This window comes from Kosakonia oryziphila, assembly GCF_900094795.1.
Classification (GTDB): Bacteria; Pseudomonadota; Gammaproteobacteria; order Enterobacterales; family Enterobacteriaceae; genus Kosakonia; species Kosakonia oryziphila.
The window spans coordinates 16,470-39,143 of sequence record NZ_FMBC01000002.1; the positions used below are offsets into that span (position 1 = coordinate 16,470).

Sequence of the window (22,674 nt, forward strand, 5' to 3'; positions counted from 1 at the left end):
TTGTCATTGTTTCCCTTTCCTTTTAAGCCTTACCTCTCATAAAGATAGTTTAGGCTCGCTGAAAGGGCGGAATTACAAATCGAGTATCACGTGTTCAAGCCGGGCCAGAGGAACCGGACGCGACAAAAAATAGCCCTGCGCCGCAAAGGCCGGGGACTTCTGCACGTCGCGCCACTCATCGAGAGTTTCAATCCCTTCAACGATAACGCCCTGGCAGTAGCGGTTCATCAACTGCAACAACATGGTGAACAGGTTCTGCCCTTCCGGGGTTTGGCGCAGCATAATAAACAGGTCGCGCGCCACTTTGATGTAGTCGTAACGCACTTCGCTCAGCGCTGAAAAGTTCGCCATCCCGGTGCCAAAATCATCCAGCCACAGCGGGCCAATTTCGCTGATTGAAGCGAAGGTAGAATCCTGCGGTAAACGAATATGCTCCACCAGTTCAAAGCGGATCCACGGCAGCGACTCGACAAGTGCCATCAGTCGCGTATTTTCGCGCATCGCCAGCAGCGTCGGGCCATCGACATTGACCGAAGCCAGCACATCGTTATCAGCGAAGAAAATCCGCTGTTCTGCCAGCAATTCGATCTGCTCATGTACCACCTCCACGCGCAGGCGCACGGGGATCTGGCTGAAATAACGATCGGGGGCAATTCGCTGTTCCGGCTGTGACGGATGCGTCACAATGGTCAATACTTCAACAGCCATCAGACGACCATCAGTTTTATAGATGGGTTGATAAGTATAAGCACGTTCGCATTGCAGCCAATAACGACGCTCCTCAAGGCTTTCAATGCTCGCTTCAGGAATGTTTAGCCACTGGGTGCTCTGCTTTAACTTCATGTCTGGTGTCCTGTCGATGGGATGAGCTGGAACAACTCGTCAAGGGGTTATCGGCGCTACGACTAAGAACTTTATGTCCTGGTTTTAGGCAAATTTAAAAACCAGACGCAAGAATCTGCGCATAACAGGGTTTAGCTCAAAAAAATACTGGAACGTTGTTTTAATATGATTGACCGCGCTTCACGCAAAACGCACACTACCGTTAATTTATCTGATCCAGGTTCACAACTATGTCCAGGAAAATTGCCGTTATCGGCGAATGCATGATCGAATTGTCACAAAAAGGCGCAGAAGTTAATCGTGGCTTTGGTGGCGATACCCTTAACACCTCCGTTTATATCGCGCGCCAGGTCAATCCGTCAGCGCTTTCGGTCCACTACGTTACGGCACTTGGCACCGACAATTTCAGCCAGCAGATGCTCGACACCTGGCAGAGCGAAAATGTCGATACCCGTCTGACGCAGCGCATGGAAAACCGCCTGCCGGGCCTGTATTACATCGAAACTGACAGCACCGGCGAGCGCACGTTCTATTACTGGCGCAACGAAGCGGCGGCAAAATTCTGGCTGGAGAGTGAGCAATCTGCGGCAATCTGCGAAGAACTGGCATCATTCGACTATCTCTACCTGAGCGGTATCAGCCTGGCGATTTTAAGCCCGGCCAGCCGCAACAAGCTGCTGTCGCTGCTACAAACCTGCCGCGCCAACGGCGGCAAAGTCATTTTTGATAACAACTACCGTCCGCGCCTGTGGGCCAGCAAAGAAGAGACACGCATGGTGTATCAGCAAATGCTGGCCTGCACCGATATCGCGTTCCTGACGCTGGACGATGAAGATCTGCTGTGGGGCGAAAAACCGGTCGAAGAGGTTATCGAACGCACGCAGCGTGCGGGCGTTAAAGAAGTAGTAATTAAGCGTGGCGCAGACTCTTGTCTGGTGGCGATTGCTGGTGAAGCGCTGGTTGAAGTGCCGGCCGTGAAACTGCCGAAAGAGAAAGTGATCGATACAACGGCAGCGGGCGACTCCTTCAGTGCGGGCTACCTGGCCGTGCGTCTGACCGGCGGCGATGCCACGGCAGCGGCAAAACGTGGCCACTTAACGGCAAGTACAGTCATTCAGTATCGCGGGGCGATTATTCCGCGCGATGCAATGCCAGCGTAAAGCTTCTTCCCCCTCTCAACCTGACGGTAGAGAGGGGCAAACATTTAATTACTGCTGCGGCGGGATATCCGACACATCGGTATGCCCGTCGTCAGCCGCTGCGGGCGTTGCGAGCGAGGCGGAGCCCGCCGGACGCATTACTTCATCCCACGTTGCCTGCAACGCTTTCATGTTATATTCCGGCTCGCCTTTCGGCTGCATCAGAATCAATGCCATATCCTGCGACAACTGCTGATGCAGATCCTGATTCAGCATCTCCGGCGTAAGGCCACTTAAGAATTTCTGGCGCAGCTTTTGGTACTGCTCCGGCGCAATATCCACCACCTGGTTCTGCCATGAGCGCAGCCGCTGGCCGATCAAAATATCGGTATTGGCACGGGCGTAGGTCGCGAAAAGCTTTTGCAGTTCAAGGTCTTTCTGCGCAATCAGCGCCTTAAATTCCTCTTCCGGCAGACCTTTTTCACGAACTTTCGCCAGTTCGCGCGCGATCACGCCGACATTGGCGTTGAGCTTGTCGTTTGGCGTATCAACGTTGATGGCGCACTGCGCGCGCTGGAACAGCACGCGGCAATCAAAGCCCAGACCGATATCTTTGACGTTATTTTTCGTCAGGTTCTGCTGAATATGCCAGAACAGCGCTTCACGCGCCAAATCCGCACGCCAGTAGCGTTCCAGCGCTGCGGATTCGCGGATCGGCTGCCATGCAGAATCCCACATAATCGACAACCTATCCTGGGTGACCGACTCGCTCATCAGGCTGACCGCCTGGTGCGGCAGCGGAGAAAGCATGGCCATCGGCGCGGGCGTCTGGCGTTTACCTTTCAGTTCGCCGAAGGTTTTGCTAATTTGCTCGGCTACTGCGCGGCTATCCACATTGCCGACCACCACCAACGTCATGGCGTCCGGCGTGTACCACTTTGCGTAGTACGCTTTCAGCTGTGCCGCATCAATTGGCTCTTTCAGCATTTCCGCTGGATCGTGTCCCAACAGAGATGAACCCTTCAGGCGGTAGCGCCACCAGCTATCTTTGGTATCAGCAGGCCAGGTTGCCACCATATCGTTACTGGCGAGCGCGTGACTGATGGTGGCAGGCGTAATGGTGAGTTTGCCCGCCGCATCCGCCAGGTAGACCAGCGCTTCTTTCAGCAAGTCCATGCGGTTATTTGGCTGGTCCATTCGGTTATTCGGCAGGCTCAGGTTGTACTGCGTGTATTCATAGGAAACCAACGCTGGCGGGAGCGGGCGTTTAGGGTCGATCCCTTGTTGCCACAGCGAACGAACCTGCGCCGGTTCAAGACGACCGCTGTGGGTCAGCACGACGCGGGGAATAAAATGGGTATAGCCGCGCTGTTGCGTACTTTCAGCGAGCGAACCGGTATCAATAGACAGGCGAATTTCAATGCGATCGCCGGGACGCTGCGGCGTGGCTAATATCTGCCACTGGAAACCGTTCGTCAGTGTCCCTTGTTGCCAGGCCGGGTCGGGCTGGAGCGCATCTGCCTGCACATAACCGACGGCTGCCAGCATCAGCAAACCGCCCGTTAACAGTCGAATTTTTGTGCCCTGCATGTGAACCCCTAATCAACATTCCTGGTTAAAAAGTATGCCCGCCAAAAGGAGGCAAAAGAGAGATAAAAACACTTCGCTTTTAGACCGCAGGAAACGCAAAACGTCACAACACGAAGCGAATTTTCCCGAAAACTCATCATGAATGGTAACGAAGACAGGGGTTAATTATGCGCAGGAGCCAGCAGTCCGACAAGGGCTGCTGGCTTAAAAGCCTATCCCATTAGGCTCTAAGTACCGAAATTACGAGGAGATTTCGTGCGTTTTCACGGTGCTTGTACGATTATCCAGCGTATCGACGAGCTGTTTTTGATCAAGCTCTTTTACCCATTTAGCCACCACGATCGTCGCCACACCGTTACCGACCAGGTTGGTCAACGCACGCGCTTCGGACATAAAACGGTCAATACCCAGAATCAACGCCAGCCCGGCCACTGGCAGATGGCCGACCGCAGAAAGCGTCGCCGCCAGCACAATAAACCCGCTGCCCGTCACTCCTGCTGCACCTTTGGAAGAGAGCAGCAACACTATCAGTAGCGTAATCTGGTGGAAAATATCCATATGACTGTTGGTGGCCTGCGCGATAAATACCGCCGCCATCGTCAGGTAAATGGAAGTTCCATCAAGGTTGAACGAGTAACCCGTTGGGATCACCAGCCCTACTACCGATTTACGGCAGCCCAGCCGCTCCATCTTCTCCAGCATGCGCGGTAGCGCAGACTCAGACGAAGAGGTGCCCAACACAATCAGCAACTCTTCACGGATGTAACGGATAAATTTGAAAATACTGAACCCGGTAACGCGGGCAATCGATCCCAGTACCACCACCACGAACAGAATGCAGGTGATATAGAAGCAGATAATGAGCTGCCCCAGTTGCACCAGCGTACCGACGCCATATTTACCGATGGTGAAGGCCATCGCGCCGAAAGCGCCAATCGGAGCCAGACGCATGATCATATTGATGATGCCAAAAATGACCTGTGCGAAGCTTTCAATAACGTTAAAAATTAGTTGACCTTTGTGGCCCAGACGGTGCAGTGCAAAACCAAACAGCACGGCAAACAGCAGCACTTGCAGGATATTACCGCTGGCGAATGCACCGATAACGCTGGACGGGATCACATCCAGAAGAAAGCCGACAATGCCCTGCTGTTTTGCCTGTTCGGCATAAACGACCACAGCTTTTGCATCCAGCGTCGCCGGATCAACGTTCATTCCTGCGCCGGGTTGCACTACGTTAACAATAATCAGGCCGATGATCAGCGCCAGCGTACTGACGACTTCAAAGTAAAGCAGCGCAACCGCACCGGTGCGCCCCACAGCCTTCATGCTCTCCATACCGGCAATACCGGTAACAACCGTACAGAAGATCACGGGGGCGATGATCATCTTGATGAGCTTCACGAAGCCGTCACCAAGAGGTTTCATCTGCGCCCCGATGTCAGGGTAGAAATGGCCAAGTAAAATACCGATGGCGATTGCCGTCAGAACTTGAAAGTAGAGACTTTTAAACAGGGAGGTTTTCATAAGGTGTCCTTGAAATTAAAACCTCAGGCTTTATAGGGCTTTCATTAAGCCTGCGGTTTAAAAATAACACCCGACAAACATGACAGAAATGAACTTGCATCAAATCAGAAACAACAATGTTAAAAGTTTGAGCTGGCTCGCACAACCTCGTAACAATTTAGAATTTTTCACCCCTTTTCCGAAGCGGCAAAGTAGCGATGTTCAAACTGATCCGCCGATGTTGCGCGATCAAATAAAAGTCCCTGCGCCATTTCCACACCAGCCGCCGCCAGCCACTCCCGCTGAGCCTGCGTTTCTACGCCTTCGGCGATAATGGGCAGTTCCAGGCTACGCGCCAGATGAATGATGGACGACACCATGTTGTCGTCCTCCGGCAAACCTTCAACAAACATTTTTTCAATCTTCAGCATATCCACCGGCAGCGATTTCATATGATGAAGCTGATGCAGACCGGCATAGCCCATGCCGAAATCATCCAGCGCAATGCGCACCCCGGCATTACGCAGCGGGAGCAGAACCTCCACAGCGGCTTGCGGATCATCAAGATAGCGGCTTTCCGTCACTTCCAGCATCATCGTCTGCGGGGCGATTCGGTAGCGGTTCAGCAGCGCCAACATGTCCGACACTTTATCGTGTTGCAGCAACTGCAATGCCGGGAAATTGACCGACAGCGGCAACATAATGCCGCGCGATTGCCAGGCGGCCAGCAGACGGCAGGACTCTTCCAGCATCCAGTAACCGACTGTCGCCATCAGGCCGCAAGATTCGATGCGTTCAATCATTCCCTGCGGTAAATCCCAGCTCCCATCGGGCTGGCGAACCCGCAACAACGCTTTCGCGCTGAGCAGTTCACCGCTGTTGATCGCCACCTGCGGCTGAAGCCAGAGCGCAAATTCCCCCTGTTCAAGGGCGGTGAGAATAGCGCTCTCCTGCGTTAACCGCTGCTGCGCCAGCTCCATCTGCTCCGGATCGAAGAAATGGATCTGGTTTTTCCCTTTACGCTGCGCGCTGGCCAACGCTGACATGCCGCGATGATAAAGCTGCCCGGCGCTCAGATCGCCATAACACATTGCCACACCGATATTGGCGTTGGGGCGCAGTTGAATACCGTTCAGCGGAACACGTTCATGAATGACAGTGAGTGCTTGCTTACATAACGTCATCGCATGCCACGGTTCCTGCACACCGTTAGCGATAATGGCAAAGTCATAGCCGCTGACCTGTGCCAGCACCATGCGCGGAGAAAGCACCGATTTCAGCTTCTCAACCAGCGTGACCAGCAGCACTTCGCGTTGGGACTCCTGCAAAACACTGGCGGTGTCATGCAGCGTTTCGCAGGAGACAATCATCAGTGCCATTGGCTTTTGCCGGGCCACAGTTTGTTCCAGCATCGCCATCAGGAATGCCTTATTGGGCAAATCCGAAACCGGGAAGCGAGTAGACTGGGTATTCATCTCTTCAATCTGGCGCAGCAGCATTTGCTGGTTGCGGTTGTAGTTGCGCACCAGAACGCCAATTTCATCATCAGCATGGTGACCGGGCAGCGTCAACTGATGTCCAATGCTTTCCTGCGCGGACAGTGCGTCCAGTTCGGCAGAGAGCTTGCGCAGCGGATGGACGATCAACCGGTTAATGCACCAGGTAATCGCCACGGTAATCATCAGCGACAACAGTAAGTAAGTCGTTACTAACAAAGAGAGCGTGCTGAGGATAAATTTGTAGGTGTGCCAGGAATCTGCCTGCAACACCAGATACGCCAACGGTTGCGGGTTCGCCGGACGCTCTAGCGAGTAAATCGGCAACGTAATCTGGATCGGTAATTCGAAAAAGCGGGTAACGGTGACTGGCACCGGATGCTCCGCGATAAAACGTACACGCAGCGCCTGGAATTGATTCGGCAATACCACATCCGCCCGGCTGACCACGCCCGCTGGTTTGATCTGTTTCAGGATGGTTTCCGCTTCGGGGATATCGGCTTTCAAAATAGCCGCCGAGAGCGGCTCGCGTACAGAGCGGGCAATACTTTCCAGTTGCGTAGCCGTGTTATAGCGATTCTGCTGTAAGAAGTGAAACAGCAAAATAACGCAGAAAATAAAAACAAACACCATGGAAACACAGGCAACCATGGCCATCTGTTTAATAGTTAAAGAACGGCTGACACGCAAAATTACTTCTCCAGAGACACAACGCCATGAGTTCAGAGCTAATACAGCAAACTCTGACGCCAGAGTATACTCGATCGCAATGCTGTTAGATAAACGGGCTGATAGATCGTTTTCGCAGGCGGAACAACGGCAGAAAAGGAAGATAACTCTTTGAATATCTGGCGATTAACCGCAGTATCGACAGCCTGTCTTTACCGGGTCTCCCGCCAGGAATGTTCCTGTATTACCAGTCAGCGTACGGCGTCAACGGCTGCGGAGGCATATCCATGTCGCCCTGCCAGCCCGCCATTGAATACCGCACGAACAGAATGCCGTGGCTCGGAGTGTAATCCTTCGCCTGCTGAATATCGATACCAGCGCCAATCGACCAGTGCGATGTGACACGCCGTTCCACCAGCAACCTTGCGGTATAACCGAACCCGTTCGAACTGCTGCCTGCGCCTAAATTATTTTTATCCGCATACATTGCCGTACCGTCCGGGAAAAACTGGTTATCCGGGATCAGGTTCTGCAACGGATAACGTAGAATCGAGTCCGTCTTCGAGTGCGACCACGAAACCGAACCACCCAGCTCCCACGACCAGTTTTCCGTGCGTTTGCGCCAGTTGACCGGCAAAGCAAAAGAGATATATTGCTGCGGGCTGTAGTAACCACCCTGGCCGAGCGAATAACCGCTCAGATCTTTATCGTAGTGCCACAACATATTGTTGACGCCAACGGTCAACCGCTCGTTGTTTTTGTTGATCAGCTTGTAGTAGTAGCCGGTCATCCAGCGGACGCGCCAGTTATCTTCGACGTTTTTACCGGTGAGAGTGTCGGCGTTCAGGCTCGACCAGACGCCGTTAGCTTCACCTTTATCGTAACTGATGCTGACCCCACCGCCGGTCGCACGCACGCCGCCCCAGGTAGTGCCGGTATTCGGGTCTTTCTGCCCGGCAAAGGCCAGAAGTGAGCTGGAGATCGGACGCCGATGCGCGTTAACCGTATAACCAATGGGGCCGAGATCGCTACTGTAACTCACGCCGCCAACCACATCGACAACATCAAATCCCATCGGCGTGGTGCCGATATCCGCCGCCCAGCTACGGTTTTGCCAGCCGACGGCAACGCTTGCACCGTTCGCGGTCTGGCTGGTGCTGCCGCTACACGGCGTAGCGGAACATGTCCCCCACCTCGGATCATAAGTGCCGTTGGTGGTGGCAAAACTCCCGGCATCCATATTGACAACGTCGGTGCGAAAGAACATGCGCCCGTCCGATAGCGGCGCATCAACCTGCAACATGGTGGTATGCGCTTTCAGGTCAGAATAACCACCCGTACCGCTGGAACCCCAGTAATCATGTTGCAGGGTGGCGTTAACATCTTGCTGACGGTAAAGATCCGCCGCATCGCTGCGTATGCCGCGCTTCAGCCAGTCATCTTTTTCATCGTTGCGCGTCAGTCGGGTAAAGCTGTCATTATCCGCCGGGCGCGTAGTAGTAATACTGGAAGCGACCATCGCATCTTTCCAGGTTTCCAGCGCTTGCTGCGGTTCGCCATTTTGCGCTTCGAAACGGGCAGCATCGCGTAGTACCAGCGCACTTGCCATTGATGGCGGTAGAGATTTAGCCTGCGGTACCAGCACACTGAAAGCCTGCTGCGCGCTGGCGCTATCACCGAGCGACGCCTGCACCAGCGCAATACGCCGTTGAGTATTGATGGAACGTGGCTGTGTCGCCGTCGGCCCGGCCAGTTTCGCCAGTTGCTGGCGCGCCGCCATCTTATTGCCTTCTGTGGTATACACTTCCGCAAGGCCGAGTAATGCATCCTCATTGGCCGGTTCACGGTCAAGTACGCGCTGGTAATATTGCCGGGCCGCGCTGAAGTCGCCGCGCTGCTGCGCCCAGTCAGCCAGCGTTGAATCAATACGCGTGGAAGCTGGTTGCTGGTTTAAGAAGGCAATCGCTTGTGCTTCGTCGCCGCTATCCCGTAGCCTGTTCGCTTTATCCAGTAACTGGTTGGCTTGCAACCGGTCGGCCAGCTCCTGAATATTGCTGTTCCATTTAGCTTTCGGCAGCCAGTTGAGATGATTCAGTGCCGCCATTTCCTGATTATTGCCCGACAAATAAAGCCCAAAGGCAAAGACCTGTTCTGGATCATCCGGCTTTTGCACGGCCAACTGACTCATCAGCGAATCGGCCTCGCCACGCCTTGCGGACTGACGTAAATCGCTGGCCAGTCGATAAGTTATCCAGACGTCGCCGGGCGAGAGCACCAGCCGTTTACGTTGCAACTCCGCGGCCTGCGCCCATTGCCCCTGGTTCTCCAGAGCCGCGGCCTGTTGCGATAAACGCTCGTTAGTCATGCTGCGTTCAATATCGTCAATGCTGCGCCGCTGACTGGCGGAGAGCGACTGAATAAAACGTTCTGCTTTTTCCGGCGACTGGGCGCGATAAATGTTCGCCAGACCGCGCACCGCATTGCTGTTGCCGCTGTCCATGCGCAGTGCCTGACGATAGAAACCCTCTGCCGCCGCATTATCCTTGCGCGCCATCGCCGCATCGCCGAGGCCCAGCACCGCATAGCTGTCGGTGTTATCAATGCTACGTGCTTGCTGGTAAAGACGCTCGGCCTGCGCTGGATTATTGGCTTTCAGCGCCGCATCACCCTGCTGGATCAACAGCCAGTAGCGGTTCACTTTCAGCAGACTGTCCCATTTGCTACGGCTGCCGCTCGTCGGATCCATAGCGATGGCTTTCTCAAACTGCGTTACCGCACGGGCGCGATCGCCTTGTTGGGAATACGCCTGCCCCAGCGCGCCCACAGCTTCGCTATCGTTATGGTTAGCATTGACCGTCTGCTGCAATTCCCCCACCGCCTGCGCACCTTTACCCGCGTCCACTGCCGCAAGGCCCGTGGCGCGAGCGCGAAACGCCGGATCGGCCATCTGTTTTTGCTGCGCAGCAAGCAGTGTACGGGCGCTGTCAACAGCATCACCTGCACTGAATATCGTCAGAAAATGCTGTAACGCTTTCACGCTGGCATCACTGACCGGCATGTTCTGAAGTTGCTGATACCAGAGTGTGGCAGCCGCATCGCGTCCACTGCTCGATTTCGCCATCTGCTCCAGCACAGCATAACCTTCCGCGTCATGACCATCGGCAAACAGCAACTGCGCCAGTGAGTTTTGCAACTGATCGTTGCCGGGATAACGGGCGTTCAGCCTTTTTAGCTGATTCACGGCTTCCGCACGGCGCGCCGGGACTTTCGACACCAGCACCCAGTACTCGACCGCTAAATCGCCATCCGGCGCATTACCTTTAAACAGCGCATCGTAGGCGGCAATCGCTTCCTGTGTATGCCCGGTCGTGGCCTGTAAACGCGCCTGCTGCAACGCCTGGCGCCCCTCCGCCGTAGAGAGCGACATCGCCAGCAGTGAGGAGTGGTAGGCCCCGGATTCTGGCGCAAGTAGCTTCATCCGATCGAGTTGCTGTTGCGCGCCGGCATTGTCGCCCTGGCGCAGCAAATAGCGGAAACGGGCGGCAATCACGTCCGGGTTGTTCGGATCGATCAGTTCAAGGCGATAGAGCGACTGACGGACTAAATCTTCGCGCCTGGTTGCTTCCCCCAGACGCACCTGTTCCAGCAACTGTTGCTGTGCGGCTGTATCCGCCGAGCGCGCGGCGGGTGCCAGCGCGAGGCCAAGTGAGAAACAAAGAAGACTTACTGTGAACTTGCGCATTCGTGGCCCCAGTCAGGTTGTAACTCACCACGAGGGGTGAAACGAAAACGGTGCTCATCCCACCCTTGTCCAAACAGGGTAAGAACATAGCTGTAGTAGGCATCGTCACCGGGAAAATGGTCTGCGACGTTCTGCCGCTGCCGGGCCTGAGCATCGCGATCCTGTAAAAATGGCAACAGCGCAGCAGCAAAACCAACCGGCCCGTTACCGTGGATCTTGCCGGTTGCTACATCCACTTTTTCCGGAGCCAGGTTATTTTCCTTTGTGACCGTCGCCATCGGTTTAAACTTCGCCAGCAACCGCGCTTTCTGCGTGTCGCTGTCATGCAGCATGCCAGCCCACAAATAGACGCGAATCGCATCATAGCTTCCGATCAGCATCTTTTCGTTTTCGCTTTTGAGTTGCCAGCCCTGTCCCTGTTGATACCGCACCCAGTCCGGCGAAAAACCTTTTGGCGCGGTCTCCAGCAGCAGCCGCAGATTGGTTTCGCGCAGTGTTGTCCAGGGCGCGCCGAAACGGGTGAAATAGCTCGCCAGTTGCGGCGGCAAATAGCTGGGGTTAAAGCGCCATGCGCTGTTATCGGCAAAGCCGATTTTTCCCGGTAGCAACATCGACCCAAGCCCAGTCACCTTCACTACCTCTTCTTTGGCGATGCGGTCTAACAGCGCTTTCCCCAGGCGGGTGTAAGCCTCGTTTTTCCACAAGCGCCCGGCTTCCAGCAGTGACCAGGCGATCCAGAGATCGGCATCGGAAGCCGAATTGGTATCCAGCACCGTCCAGTTTTCTACATCTTTTTTCCCCCACAGCCAGGCGGGAAGATGGTCGCTGAGCGAGCCTTGCGCCAGGTTGTTTTGCGTCCATTGCAACAAGCTCTCGAATGCCTTGCGATCGTTAGCAGCCAGCGCAAAGAACAGCGCATAGCTTTGCCCTTCCGAGGTGGTGATTTTGCGCGCATCGCCAGGATCCACCACCCGTCCACCATCGCTGATATAGGCCTGTTTAAAATGCTCCCAGGCAGGCCAGGTGCAGGCGGCGCGCGTACTCATCGCCGCCAGCATCAGCGCCATCATCACCACCCAACGTAGCGCCTTCATTACTGATTACTCATGATCCGAATCAAGACGGCGGCGGCTGATAATCCGCAGCAAGCGCCACAGTACCCATGCCAGCAATACAACGCTGACCGCCGCCAGAATGGCAAGCAGTACCGGATGGTTCGCCAGCGCATACCAGATACGCTCAAACCACGGCAAATGGCCGACATAGTAAACATCACCTACGCGCAGACCGTTAACACCGGATTCACGGATCACCGTCACTGAGCCGAAAATCGCCGCACGCTTACCACTGTCGTTCATGGCATTGTTCAGCAGTTCGTAGCCACGCGGGCTGTCCGCCAGTAACGCCACAACGCTGCGCTGATCGTTGAACGGCGACTGAAAGCTAATCACTGCCGCCATTGGGCCATCGGAGCTGACTGCCGTTTGCGCATCGGCTTTGCGGTCGGCAGAATCCGGTTCACTTGTCATGAATGGCGACTGGCGCAGCGGCGTTTTCACCCAGCTTTGCGTCGCATTCACCAGCAGGTCGATCTTCTCGTCATTCTTTAACGGTTGCGGGATCGAGCCGATGATCATGATGTCGGCATCTTTGCCCTGCAACTGGGTAGCATCATTGGTCAGTTGCATATTAATGGCCGGGAAGCCGGTTTGCGCGCCAATGGTGCCAAGCGTGTCCAGCAGCGTACCAACCTGTGCAGGCGTCGCCTGCGCCGGGGTAACAATGATGGTTTGCGACAGATCCGCCATCCGGCTAAACGGAAAGCCTGCGTTAGCAAAGGCGCGTAGATCCGGCATGGCGATAAAGTGGTAATACTTTGAGAAATCGATGGTTGACTCGTCGCCAATCACCACACGGTTCGGTACTTGCTGGAACGTCATGCAGTTATCGATACTGCCGCCCGGCATTGGATTCATATACTGGAAGTCGAAGCGTAACTGATTGACCGCCCCGAGTTTCAGCGCCGGAATCGACACATCCGTTTTGCTATCCAGAAGACCTTGCAGTACCGGCAGATGCAGCAACAGACGGTTAGTGTCCTGGTTGCTGGTCAGGTTGAAGTATTGCAGGAACTGGTTATTCAGGCTGATATCCATGCGCGAGCTATCTTTGGTCAACGGCGCGGTGTAACGATAGCTGAGATTCATATCGATACCGGTGCTGCGCAGCAGATAGAGATCCGGTGGCAAATTCAGCGACACGTTGATGGATGAAGGCTCCAGCCCGGTGGACTGCAACTGTTCCTCATAAGTTTTCAGCTCGCCGAAGCTCACCGGACGGTCAGTACGCACCCAATTCGGCGCGTCATAGGGCTGGCGAGCCAGTAGCGGTTTCACTTCGTCCACCGTGACGCTATCGCCACGGAACAGCACGTTCCCCTGAGCGATACCTTTTGCCGCCTGCAACAGATCTTTATCGTCACGCCCCATCACGATCAGCAGCTTCACATACGGGTTATTCGGATGGTTGATCATGCTGATGGTTGGCCCTTTTACTGCGGGCGCATCACGCAGGAAATCCGGGCGTTTATCGTTAGTGGCGAACACAATGGCATTACGATCCGGCAGGCTGTTGTAAGAGACCGGAAAAGTCTGGCCGCGCCAGCCAGCACGGGAACCGAACCACGAAGCGATGATCGCCGCAGCCTGCTGCTGCGCGATGTCCGGCACACCGGCAAAGACCATCGGCAGGGTTAAAGCCCTATTATCACGCGAGTCGAAGAACGGCACAGGGAAGTGGGAGAGATCGTTTTTCAGTGGCAGACTTTGGTAGGTCATATCAAGCGAACTGCTACGACCGATATCCATCCACAGCGTGCTGCTGGCCGGGTTTTCACAAACATCGCGATAGTGGCCGACAAACTCCAGCCGCACACGGTTGAAATCGGTAATAAACAGCGGGTTGATCGGCACCTGCGCCAGCGTTTTCTTACCGAGCTGCTCTTTGGTGACCGGCAAAACACCCATCAACTCATCATTCAGATAAACCTTTAACTGAGATTGTACCGGCAACAGTGACGGTGATGGCGTGTACTCAAGATTAAGTACCGCTTTTGACACCACTTCGTCGCTGCGAACGCCAAATTCAACACCACCGTCCGGGTTAATGCCGCGTAGCACCATGCTGCCCGGCGGTGGTGCGATCTGCGCGAAGGTGAGTTTGACATCACGGGATGGCGAATCTATCGCCACCACTGGCGCATTAACGCCTGACATCGCCTGGCCCACAGTATTCCCTGCGGTTGGCGTCAGCGATTCAGCTTGCTGCGGCGCAGGCGTTGCGACCGGCTCCATAGCCGGTGCGACAGCCGGAGCATTAGGCGCCGGAAGCGAGGGCGCGGCAGAAGTCATCATCGGGGTCAGGGTGCTCACCCCTACCACCACAGCACAAATCCAGGAAAGTTTTCTTTTCATCGCGTTTTCATCATTGTTAAGCCAGTCACGTCGTTGGTTGCTGCACGGCCATATTCCGCGCCGGACGACGCGGAATAAATGACACCACCCAGGCCACCAGATCGGTGAATGAGCGGAAAATCACTTTGACGGACGGCGGAGCAAATTCCGCGAGATGGCGATAGCCACGGAAACCCAGTTTCAAAATATCAAACAGACTTTCCAGAGGCTTATCTTCCGGGAAGCTGTCCTGCCACAGCGCCCACGTATCTGCACGGGCAAAGGTACACTGCACAAAATCGATATGTTGTTTGGTGGTGAGCGGCATCAGTTGCAGGCCGACCTCATTGCCAATGACGCGCGCTACCATAGTCGGAAATGCATACTCATGCTGGCCGCGCTTCAATAGCAGGTTTACTTTCTGCCCTTCCAGCACCTGCGCCTGGCCATTAATCTTGATGCCCAGGCCGCCGTCGGAGAAGTCATGGACGGTACAGGAGAAAAGATGCCCATCTTCACGAGCAATGGCCGCTGGCATGGAGATTTCGACACGGTGCGCGCGGCGCACCTGTTTGCTTTCGACCGATACCGCTACCGCGCCACCAAGAACAACCATGTTGTAGAACACCCAGACCATGCTGACGAACACAGTGAGTACTTCGTTCTCCGGGCCGTAGAAATAGCGCCAGATCCCCACCAGCACGCCCGCCAGGTTAAGCAGTACCAGGAAGATGTAAGGGCGAGAGATCACCCAATCCACATACTCCTCTTTCACCAGCCCGCCTTTGGCGGTGACGTTAAACTTACCTTTGTGCGGGTTGAACAGCGCCACCAGTGTAGGCGGCGCGATATACCATGCCAGCACCGTTTCGTAGATCTCGCTCCAGAAAGAGTGGCGATATTTCCCCTGAATCTTCGAGTTAGTCAGGCTGGCGTGAATCATGTGCGGCAGCACGAACAGGGCGATCATCAGCGCCGGAGCGTAAATGATGTAGGCATGCAACAGCAGAAACGCCAGTGGCGCAGTCAGAAAGATCAACCGCGGGATACCCGATAAGAAGTGGAGCATGGCGTTGGCGTAACACAAACGCTGCGGCAGTTTCAGCCCTTTACCAAGCAGCGGGTTGTCGAGGCGAAAAATCTGCACCATGCCACGCGCCCAGCGAATACGCTGACCAATGTGCGCCGAAAGGCTCTCGGTTGCCAGCCCTGCCGCCTGCGGAATACGCATATACGCAGAGGTATGCCCCAGGCGGTGTAAACGCAGCGAGGTATGAGCATCTTCGGTGACGGTTTCCACCGCAATCCCACCAATCTGGTCCAGTGGCCCACGACGAATAACCGCGCAGGAGCCGCAAAAGAAAGTGGCATCCCACATGTCGTTGCCATCTTGTACCAGACCATAGAACAACGTGCCTTCGTTAGGCGTTTTACGAAAGCGTCCGAGGTTACGTTCAAACGGATCCGGCGAGAAAAAGTGGTGTGGCGTCTGCATCATTGCCAGCTTTTTCTCTTTCAGGAACCAGCCCATTGTCATTTGCAGGAAAGAGCGCGTCGGAACGTGGTCGCAGTCGAAAATCGAGACAAACTCGCTCTTCGCATATTTCAGCGCGTTATTAATGTTCCCGGCTTTCGCATGCTCATGCGTCGTGCGGGCGATATACTCCACGCCCACCATACTGGCGAACTGGCGAAACTCTTCGCGGCCGCCATCATCAAGGATCCAGATTTTGAGTTTGTCTTTCGGCCAGTCGATACCGAGCGACGCGTAAATGGTGTTTTTCACCACGTTGAGATCTTCGTTATAGGTCGGTACGAAGATATCCACCGACGGCCACAACGACATATCTTTCGGTAATGGCACCGGCTGGCGGTTCAGCGGCCAGGCAACCTGGAAATAGCCCAGCACCAGCACTATCCAGGCGTAAGTTTCGGCGAACAGCAACACCAGGCCACACACCAGGCTGACCGGATCGTCCCAGTTGAGGGTGGAGGTATAGCGCCACCAGATATAGCGACAAGAGACAGTCAGCGACAGCACAATCAGCATCAGCGCTGAAAAGCGTCCCGGAATGCGCCGCACCAGCAGCGCAACGCCCCACAGCAGCAGCAGGAAAACGAACTGCGACAGCGGGTTAAACGGCTGTGTAATACACAACAGGGCGAGGATCAGCGAAAACACCACAATGACGCCTAAAATCAAGCGCCGCAGATGCGGGCTGAGATGACCAAGCTCTTTTTTGTGATCGAGATAACCCGAGCGATGCGTCACGCGCTCCGGCAAGGTATCAAGCCAGTGATTCCAGCGCCCACGCAACGCGCGGATATGGGCCAAGCGTTGACGCCGCGCCGATTTCGGTGGCCCCCAGGGTAATGTCACCAGCAACCACAGGCTTTGCAGCAGATAGCGCGCAGGATCAAGCGGGCGTGGTCTGTCAGGATCGATATGCGGAAACCAGTACTGCTGCTGCGCCCGCAACTGCTGCCAGCGCGGATGCTCAAGCGGGATAAACAGCCAGCCCAGGATAACCCAGAAGCAGCCAGAGGCCGCGCTGAACTACGACGCGCCATGCTGGCGATAGTGCTGATAGCGCGCGCGTAAGCGTGCGCTGACCGGCGGGATCAGCAGCCAGGTAGCCGGGCCGCTCATGTCAGGTTCCTCTCTCGCTTGTCACCTTCGCGTGGCTGCGCGCAATGCAGCAGGCACCAGTTCGCCAGCGTTACCATCTCTTCTGCGGCCAGCGAATCGCTGCGGTATTCACCCAGGGGTTGTTTCGATGCCAGACACTCCGCCAGCGCTTCATCACGATGGATAGTAGTCGGTAGGATACGCGTCTGGCTTTGCAGCCAGACCTGCCAAAGATCGTCTTGTAACTGGCTGCCGATCCGCAGGTCGTTAATCAGAATATGCGACCCCGCAGGTAACCGCTGCTGATGCAGACGGATATGGCAATTAATATCGGGTTTGATAATGGTGAAAATATGATCGCACACGGCGACGAATTGCCGCGTCAACGGTGAAAAACCGTACGGTAGATCGATGAGCACCCAGTGATACTGTTGCTGCGTTTTTAACGCCTGTAAAAGAGAAGCAGGCTGGTTTAACGCGTCAAGTTGATCAATAGAATCCCACTCGCTCGCTGTGAGTTGACCGAACGGCAATATATCCAGTTGCGAGGTGTAGCGCATACCGGCATCGCGCCAGTCCTGGCCATCAAGTACTGAGCGCGCCCAGCCGCCACGGCTGGCAAAATCGACATTAAATGACAGCCGCAGAAGATTGTCGGGACAGGCATCAATAACCAGCACCGACTCGCCTAATAATTGCAATGACCAGGCCAGAGCCGCTGTAATCGATGTTGTTCCCACACCGCCACGGATCCCTTGTAACCCCAGAATGGTCATCTACAGTTGCCTTCTTATTGTTGACGGGATAATTCAGCCAGCAGTGGCCAGCGTTTAATAGCTGCTGCCAACTGTTCTCGCTGGGAAATATCGGCGTAATCTATTTCGGGTAGTGAAAAGGCCTTACTCAGCGCCAAAAAATCATTTTGGAATGTATAACCCAGGGTTGGGTCTGCTTGCGTTTTGGGTTCATCATTATGCATTGTATTGTGGCCCAATCTATTTGAATAGAAAGATTGTAGCAAGGCATCATGGCCGATAAAACGCATTTACATGCTAAAACTGATATTCTTTAATTTCAATCTTATGTTTATTTTTTAGTTTTCGCTAGTAAACTGAGATACAAACAAATTTGTTTCAAGAGGGACATCGTGAACCCCATATTTTCTATTGGCATTCGGTCTTTATGGGACGAACTGCGTCATATGCCTACGGGCGGTGTCTGGTGGCTAAATACCGATCGCGAAAATGACGCATTTAGCCTTCTGAATCAAACTATTGCACAGCAAGATGCCGATGCAAACGTCGCGGTCATCGGTATGGATCACGATCTACAGAACATTCTTAAACTGAATAAACATCACGGCCCCAAAATAATCCATCTATTTTCCATGCCAAACCAGAGCAAAAGTCTATACTTTTTCTCCCGAGATTTACTTTGCACTATTGAACCTGAGAATTATTTACTTCTACTGCTCTGTGCTAATAATGCCTGGCAGAATGTTCCTGGTCACCGTATACATCAATGGTTAGAAAAAACTCATGCGTGGGCGAAATATCATAACTGCACCTTGCTTGTTATTAATCCTGGCAGCAACAATGACAAACAAGCCTCGATTTTAATGAGTGAATATCGCTCACTATTTGGTCTGGCAAGTTTACGCTATCAAAATGGTATGCATCTTTACGATATCGCCTGGTGGTGTAATGAAAAAGGGATAAGCGCCAGGCAGCAACTGGTTCTCCATCACCATGACGACCAGTGGCAATTAGCGAAGCAGGAAGAAACCGCCGTACAACCGCGCAGCGATGAAAAAAGAATATTAAGTAATGTGGCGGTTCTGGAAGGTGCACCACCGCTTTCCGAATACTGGTCTTTATTTAAAACAAACGAAGCCCTGTTTGAAGAAGCCCGCTCAAGCCAGGCGGCAACGCTGATTTTCTCCCTGGCGCAAAACAACCAGATAGACAGCATAGCCCGCCAGGTACATACCCTGCGTCGTCAGCGCGGCAGCGGTTTAAAAATTATCGTCCGTGAAAGTCAGGCCAGCCTGCGCGCAACTGATGAGCGATTGTTGCTTGGCTGCGGCGCGAACATGGTTGTTCCCTGGAACGCACCGCTGTCGCGCTGCCTGACGCTGATTGAAAGCGTGCAGGGACAACAATTCAACCGGCTGGTGCCGGAAGATATAACCTCCCTGCTTTCCATGACCCAGCCTCTGAAGCTGCGTGGTTACCAGCCGTGGGATATCTTCTGCGATGCGATAAGCAATATGGTCAATAACCAACTGCTGCCGCCGGATGGCAAAGGGGTGATGGTTGCGCTGCGCCCGGTACCGGGTATTCGCGTCGAGCAGGCACTTACCCTCTGTCGCCCTAACCGCATGGGGGATATCGTCAGCATGAGCGATAACCGACTGGTGCTCTTTTTGTCCTTTTGCCGGGTCAACGACCTTGATACTGCCCTGAACCATATTTTCCCGTTGCCGACGACCGACATCTTCTCAAACCGAATGGTGTGGTTTGAAGATAATCAGATCGCCGCAGAGCTGATGCAAATGCGGACGCTGACGGCGGAAAAACTGCCTGAACCGCTGCCTGATACTGCCAAAACGAAGAGAGTCATTAATGTCGAACATGACGGTACTGGCTGGCGTCGTATTCCGGAGCCTTACCGCTTATTCAGTGACACCACGGAGCGCACATCATGATGTCAGTTAGCGATATCGTTCAGCTTATCGTCTTCTGTGCGCTAATCTTTTTCCCACTGGGCTACCTTGCGCGCCACTGGATACGCCCTATCCGGTCCGCGTTTCGGATCTTATTTACCAGACCTCGCTATGTAAAACCGGCAGGAATGTTGCGCCGGGAATCGTTCGTCAAGGCAGACCGCAAACATGACTAATTCATCTACGACCACTGAAACGCCTTTGCCGCTGTGGCAATACTGGCGCGGGCTCTCCGGCTGGAATTTCTATTTTCTGCTGAAATTCGGTTTGTTATGGGCGGGCTACCTTAACTTTCATCCACTGCTGAACCTGGTATTTATGGCATTCCTGCTGATGCCGTTGCCGCGCGTGAAGTTACATCGTCTGCGTCACTGGGTCGCACTGCCAATTGGTTTTGCTCTCTTCTGGCATGACACCTGGCTGCCCGGCCCAGAAAGTATTATGAGTCAGGGCTCGCAGGTTGCGGGTTTCAGCGCCGACTATCTGCTTGATCTGGTGACCCGTTTTATCAACTGGCAAATGATCGGCGGGGTGTTTGTCCTGCTGGTGGCGTGGCTGTTTTTGTCGCAGTGGATCCGCGTTACCGTGTTTGTCGTCGCCATTATGATCTGGCTGAATGTGCTGACCCTGACCGGGCCGGCATTTAACTTATGGCCTGGCGGCCAGCCAACCACCACAGTCGCAACGACCGGCGGCGCTGCGGCTGCAACCGTCGCGGCGGCAAGCGGTACCCCGGTAGTGGGCGATATGCCGGCGCAAACCGCGCCGCCGACCTCGGACAACCTGAATGCTTATCTTGCCAGTTTTTACGCCTCGGAAGAGAAGCGCCAGAGCACTTTCCCGGCTCAGCTTCCCGCTGACGCCCAGCCGTTTGACCTGCTGATCATCAATATCTGTTCTCTCTCCTGGGACGATGTCGAAGCGGCAGGGTTAATGTCGCACCCACTGTGGTCGCATTTCGACATTGTATTTAAACACTTCAATTCTGCTACTGCTTACAGCGGCCCGGCGGCGATTCGTTTGCTGCGCGCCAGTTGCGGCCAGTCGTCGCACAAAAACCTCTATCAGCAGGCTAATAACCAATGCTATCTGTTTGATAATCTGTCGAAACTTGGTTTTTCCCAGCAGTTGATGATGGATCATAACGGCGAGTTTGGCGGCTTCCTGAAAGAGATCCGCGATAACGGTGGCGTGCAGGTACCGTTGATGGCTCAGTCTGGCCTGACGCCTGTGCTGCTCTCTTTTGATGGTTCACCGGTCTATGACGATACCGCCGTGCTGAACCGCTGGATGGAGTCGGATAGTTTCAAACAGGGGCAGCGCACTGCAACCTTCTATAATTTGCTGACGCTGCACGACGGGAACCACTATCCGGGGGATCGTAAAACGGCGGATTACAAGCTACGCGCGCAGAAACTGTTTGATGAGCTGGATACCTTCTTCACGCAGCTGGAAAAATCCGGGCGTAAAGTGATGGTGGTGCTGGTGCCGGAACACGGGGCGGCGCTGAGGGGCGACAAAATGCAGGTTTCCGGCCTGCGTGATATTCCAAGCCCGTCAATTACCAACGTACCGACAGCGATTAAATTCTTCGGCATGAAAGCGCCGCATCAGGGCGCGCCGATTGAGATTAACCAACCAAGCAGCTTCCTGGCGATATCAGAACTGGTGACGCGCGTGCTGGATGGCAAAATCTTCGCCGAGGACAGCGTCAACTGGCAGCAACTCACCAGTAATCTGCCGCAAACGGCGCCGGTTTCTGAAAACGCCAACGCCATTGTATTGCAGTACCAGAACAAGCCATATGTTCGCCTGAACGGTGGCGACTGGGTACCGTATCCGCAGTAGCGTCCTGCGCCCTCTCCCGCCAGGGAGAGGGCCAATTGGTTAGCGCTGTTGCGCCAGCCACACCAGCATCTTCAGGCTGGCAGAGTAGTAATCATCCTGCGCGGTGATTTGCGGCTCGGCCAGTCGTTCTCCCAGCGTTAAATCACGTACCGCCAGCAGCCCGTCGTTCATCATATAAGGCGCTGTTTCGTTGGTCGTCACATTCACCCAGGCAGGCGTCTGATTGCGGTTAAAGCCTTGCCACCAGTTACGCCACGGCGTCAACAGCGCGCTTTGCGGATCCTGCCAACTGACATACAGCGGAATACGGATAGCGTCATAACTCATGCGCGGCGGCCACTCTTTTGCCGGGGAAAGCCTGCCATCCGCCGCCAGCGAAACCCAGTCTGTCGGGAGCTGCGCTTTACCAAAGCGCATTTTTCCCAGCAGTTTTTGCCCGTCGGTGATCAAATCGCGCCACACCACCTGGTGGCTCCGTTTCGCGAAATCCTGCCACGCAGGGAAGATGAAATAGGCGGGGTTCAGGTTCACATAGGTGTTGAGATTGAAGCCGTTCGCGCCCGGCAGCATCACGCGGTAACCGGCATAACTCACCACAGTATGTTTCAGCACGGCCTGTGTGATAGCGTCTGACGCGCTGGTATAAGCCGGAACATTCCAGCGCTGCCCCGCTTTCAGTAGCGCCCAGGCCAGCAGAACATCGCCATCTGTCGCATCGTTTTTATCGGCAACAGGGTCGGCTTCCACCGGGTTATAACGCCAGAAAAACAGGCCGTTATCTTTATTCCTCAGGGTCTTATTCGTCCAGTTCCATATGCTGTCAAAGGCCGCTCTGTCATCACTGGCCACCGCCATCAACATGGCGTAACCCTGGCCTTCAGTATGGGAAACGTTTTTATTGCCAGTATCGACGACGCGCCCATCCGGCATCAAAAAACGAGCTTTATAACTATCCCAGGCCGCAGAAGCCTGGGAAAATGACGTAAATAACAGACTCACCATCACCACCAGTGCGGCGAATACGCGCTTCAACAT

The 22,674-nt window shown here is 54.5% G+C and carries 14 protein-coding genes and 1 pseudogene; 4 read left to right on the plus strand and 11 right to left on the minus strand.

All coding sequences use genetic code 11. The annotated features are described in order from the left end of the window. Positions 1-72: 72 nt before the first annotated feature. Positions 73-843 (minus strand): cyclic-guanylate-specific phosphodiesterase, encoded by a 771-nt coding sequence (gene pdeH / locus GA0061070_RS01405; protein WP_090133025.1) that lies wholly within the window; start codon positions 841-843, stop codon positions 73-75. A 230-nt stretch (positions 844-1,073) separates the two neighbouring features. Between pdeH and kdgK the strand changes: the two genes are divergently transcribed. Further along, on the plus strand, positions 1,074-2,003 hold the full coding sequence (kdgK, locus tag GA0061070_RS01410) for a 2-dehydro-3-deoxygluconokinase (RefSeq protein WP_090133027.1): 930 nt from the start codon (positions 1,074-1,076) through the stop codon (positions 2,001-2,003). Between the two features lie 48 nt (positions 2,004-2,051). Here the strand turns inward: kdgK and GA0061070_RS01415 are convergent, their stop codons facing one another. The 9 genes and pseudogenes from GA0061070_RS01415 to bcsR all read right to left on the minus strand — a co-directional run bounded on the left by GA0061070_RS01415 (position 2,052) and on the right by bcsR (position 18,045). Then, a complete protein-coding gene (locus GA0061070_RS01415; protein ID WP_090133029.1) occupies positions 2,052-3,572 on the minus strand; it encodes a M16 family metallopeptidase in 1,521 nt (506 codons plus the stop codon). 240 nt (positions 3,573-3,812) lie between these two features. Further along, positions 3,813-5,099 (minus strand): dicarboxylate/amino acid:cation symporter, encoded by a 1,287-nt coding sequence (locus GA0061070_RS01420; protein WP_090133031.1) that lies wholly within the window; start codon positions 5,097-5,099, stop codon positions 3,813-3,815. A gap of 167 nt (positions 5,100-5,266) precedes the next feature. Further along, positions 5,267-7,264, minus strand: a complete 1,998-nt coding sequence (hmsP, locus tag GA0061070_RS01425) for a biofilm formation regulator HmsP (RefSeq protein WP_208598143.1) — start codon at positions 7,262-7,264, stop codon at positions 5,267-5,269. Positions 7,265-7,487: 223 nt separating this feature from the next. Continuing rightward, the gene (gene bcsC, locus GA0061070_RS01430) at positions 7,488-10,985 is read right to left on the minus strand and encodes a cellulose synthase complex outer membrane protein BcsC (RefSeq protein ID WP_090133035.1); all 3,498 of its coding nucleotides are present in this window, start codon (positions 10,983-10,985) and stop codon (positions 7,488-7,490) included. Then, positions 10,967-12,079, minus strand: coding sequence for a cellulose synthase complex periplasmic endoglucanase BcsZ (bcsZ, locus tag GA0061070_RS01435; protein ID WP_090133038.1), 1,113 nt, complete (start codon positions 12,077-12,079; stop codon positions 10,967-10,969). The genes bcsC and bcsZ overlap by 19 nt, the downstream gene beginning before the upstream one ends. A gap of 6 nt (positions 12,080-12,085) precedes the next feature. Then, entirely contained in the window at positions 12,086-14,458 is a 2,373-nt protein-coding gene (bcsB, locus tag GA0061070_RS01440; RefSeq protein WP_090133039.1) for a cellulose biosynthesis cyclic di-GMP-binding regulatory protein BcsB, read from the minus strand. Positions 14,459-14,483: 25 nt separating this feature from the next. Then, positions 14,484-17,087 (minus strand): annotated as a pseudogene (gene bcsA, locus GA0061070_RS01445) (UDP-forming cellulose synthase catalytic subunit). Continuing rightward, a complete protein-coding gene (gene bcsQ / locus GA0061070_RS01450; RefSeq protein ID WP_090133041.1) occupies positions 17,084-17,842 on the minus strand; it encodes a cellulose biosynthesis protein BcsQ in 759 nt (252 codons plus the stop codon). Before bcsQ ends, bcsA begins: the two are co-directional and overlap by 4 nt. 14 nt (positions 17,843-17,856) lie before the next feature. Continuing rightward, complete coding sequence (bcsR, locus tag GA0061070_RS01455; RefSeq protein ID WP_090133043.1) at positions 17,857-18,045, minus strand: cellulose biosynthesis protein BcsR; 189 nt, start codon at positions 18,043-18,045, stop codon at positions 17,857-17,859. Between the two features lie 168 nt (positions 18,046-18,213). On the opposite strand from bcsR, the gene bcsE reads away from it, so the two are divergent. Genes bcsE through bcsG form a run of 3 tightly spaced genes read left to right on the plus strand, consistent with a single transcriptional unit; the run spans position 18,214 to position 21,639 of the window. Beyond that, positions 18,214-19,773 (plus strand): cellulose biosynthesis c-di-GMP-binding protein BcsE, encoded by a 1,560-nt coding sequence (bcsE, locus tag GA0061070_RS01460; protein ID WP_090133045.1) that lies wholly within the window; start codon positions 18,214-18,216, stop codon positions 19,771-19,773. Further along, positions 19,770-19,967: a cellulose biosynthesis protein BcsF gene (gene bcsF / locus GA0061070_RS01465; RefSeq protein WP_090133047.1), complete on the plus strand. Its 198-nt coding sequence runs from the start codon at positions 19,770-19,772 to the stop codon at positions 19,965-19,967. Before bcsE ends, bcsF begins: the two co-directional genes overlap by 4 nt. Beyond that, positions 19,960-21,639: a cellulose biosynthesis protein BcsG gene (bcsG, locus tag GA0061070_RS01470; protein ID WP_090133048.1), complete on the plus strand. Its 1,680-nt coding sequence runs from the start codon at positions 19,960-19,962 to the stop codon at positions 21,637-21,639. The genes bcsF and bcsG overlap by 8 nt, the downstream gene beginning before the upstream one ends. Before the next feature lie 39 nt (positions 21,640-21,678). On the opposite strand, the gene GA0061070_RS01475 is transcribed toward bcsG, so the two are convergent. Then, a complete protein-coding gene (locus tag GA0061070_RS01475; RefSeq protein WP_090133049.1) occupies positions 21,679-22,674 on the minus strand; it encodes a family 8 glycosyl hydrolase in 996 nt (331 codons plus the stop codon).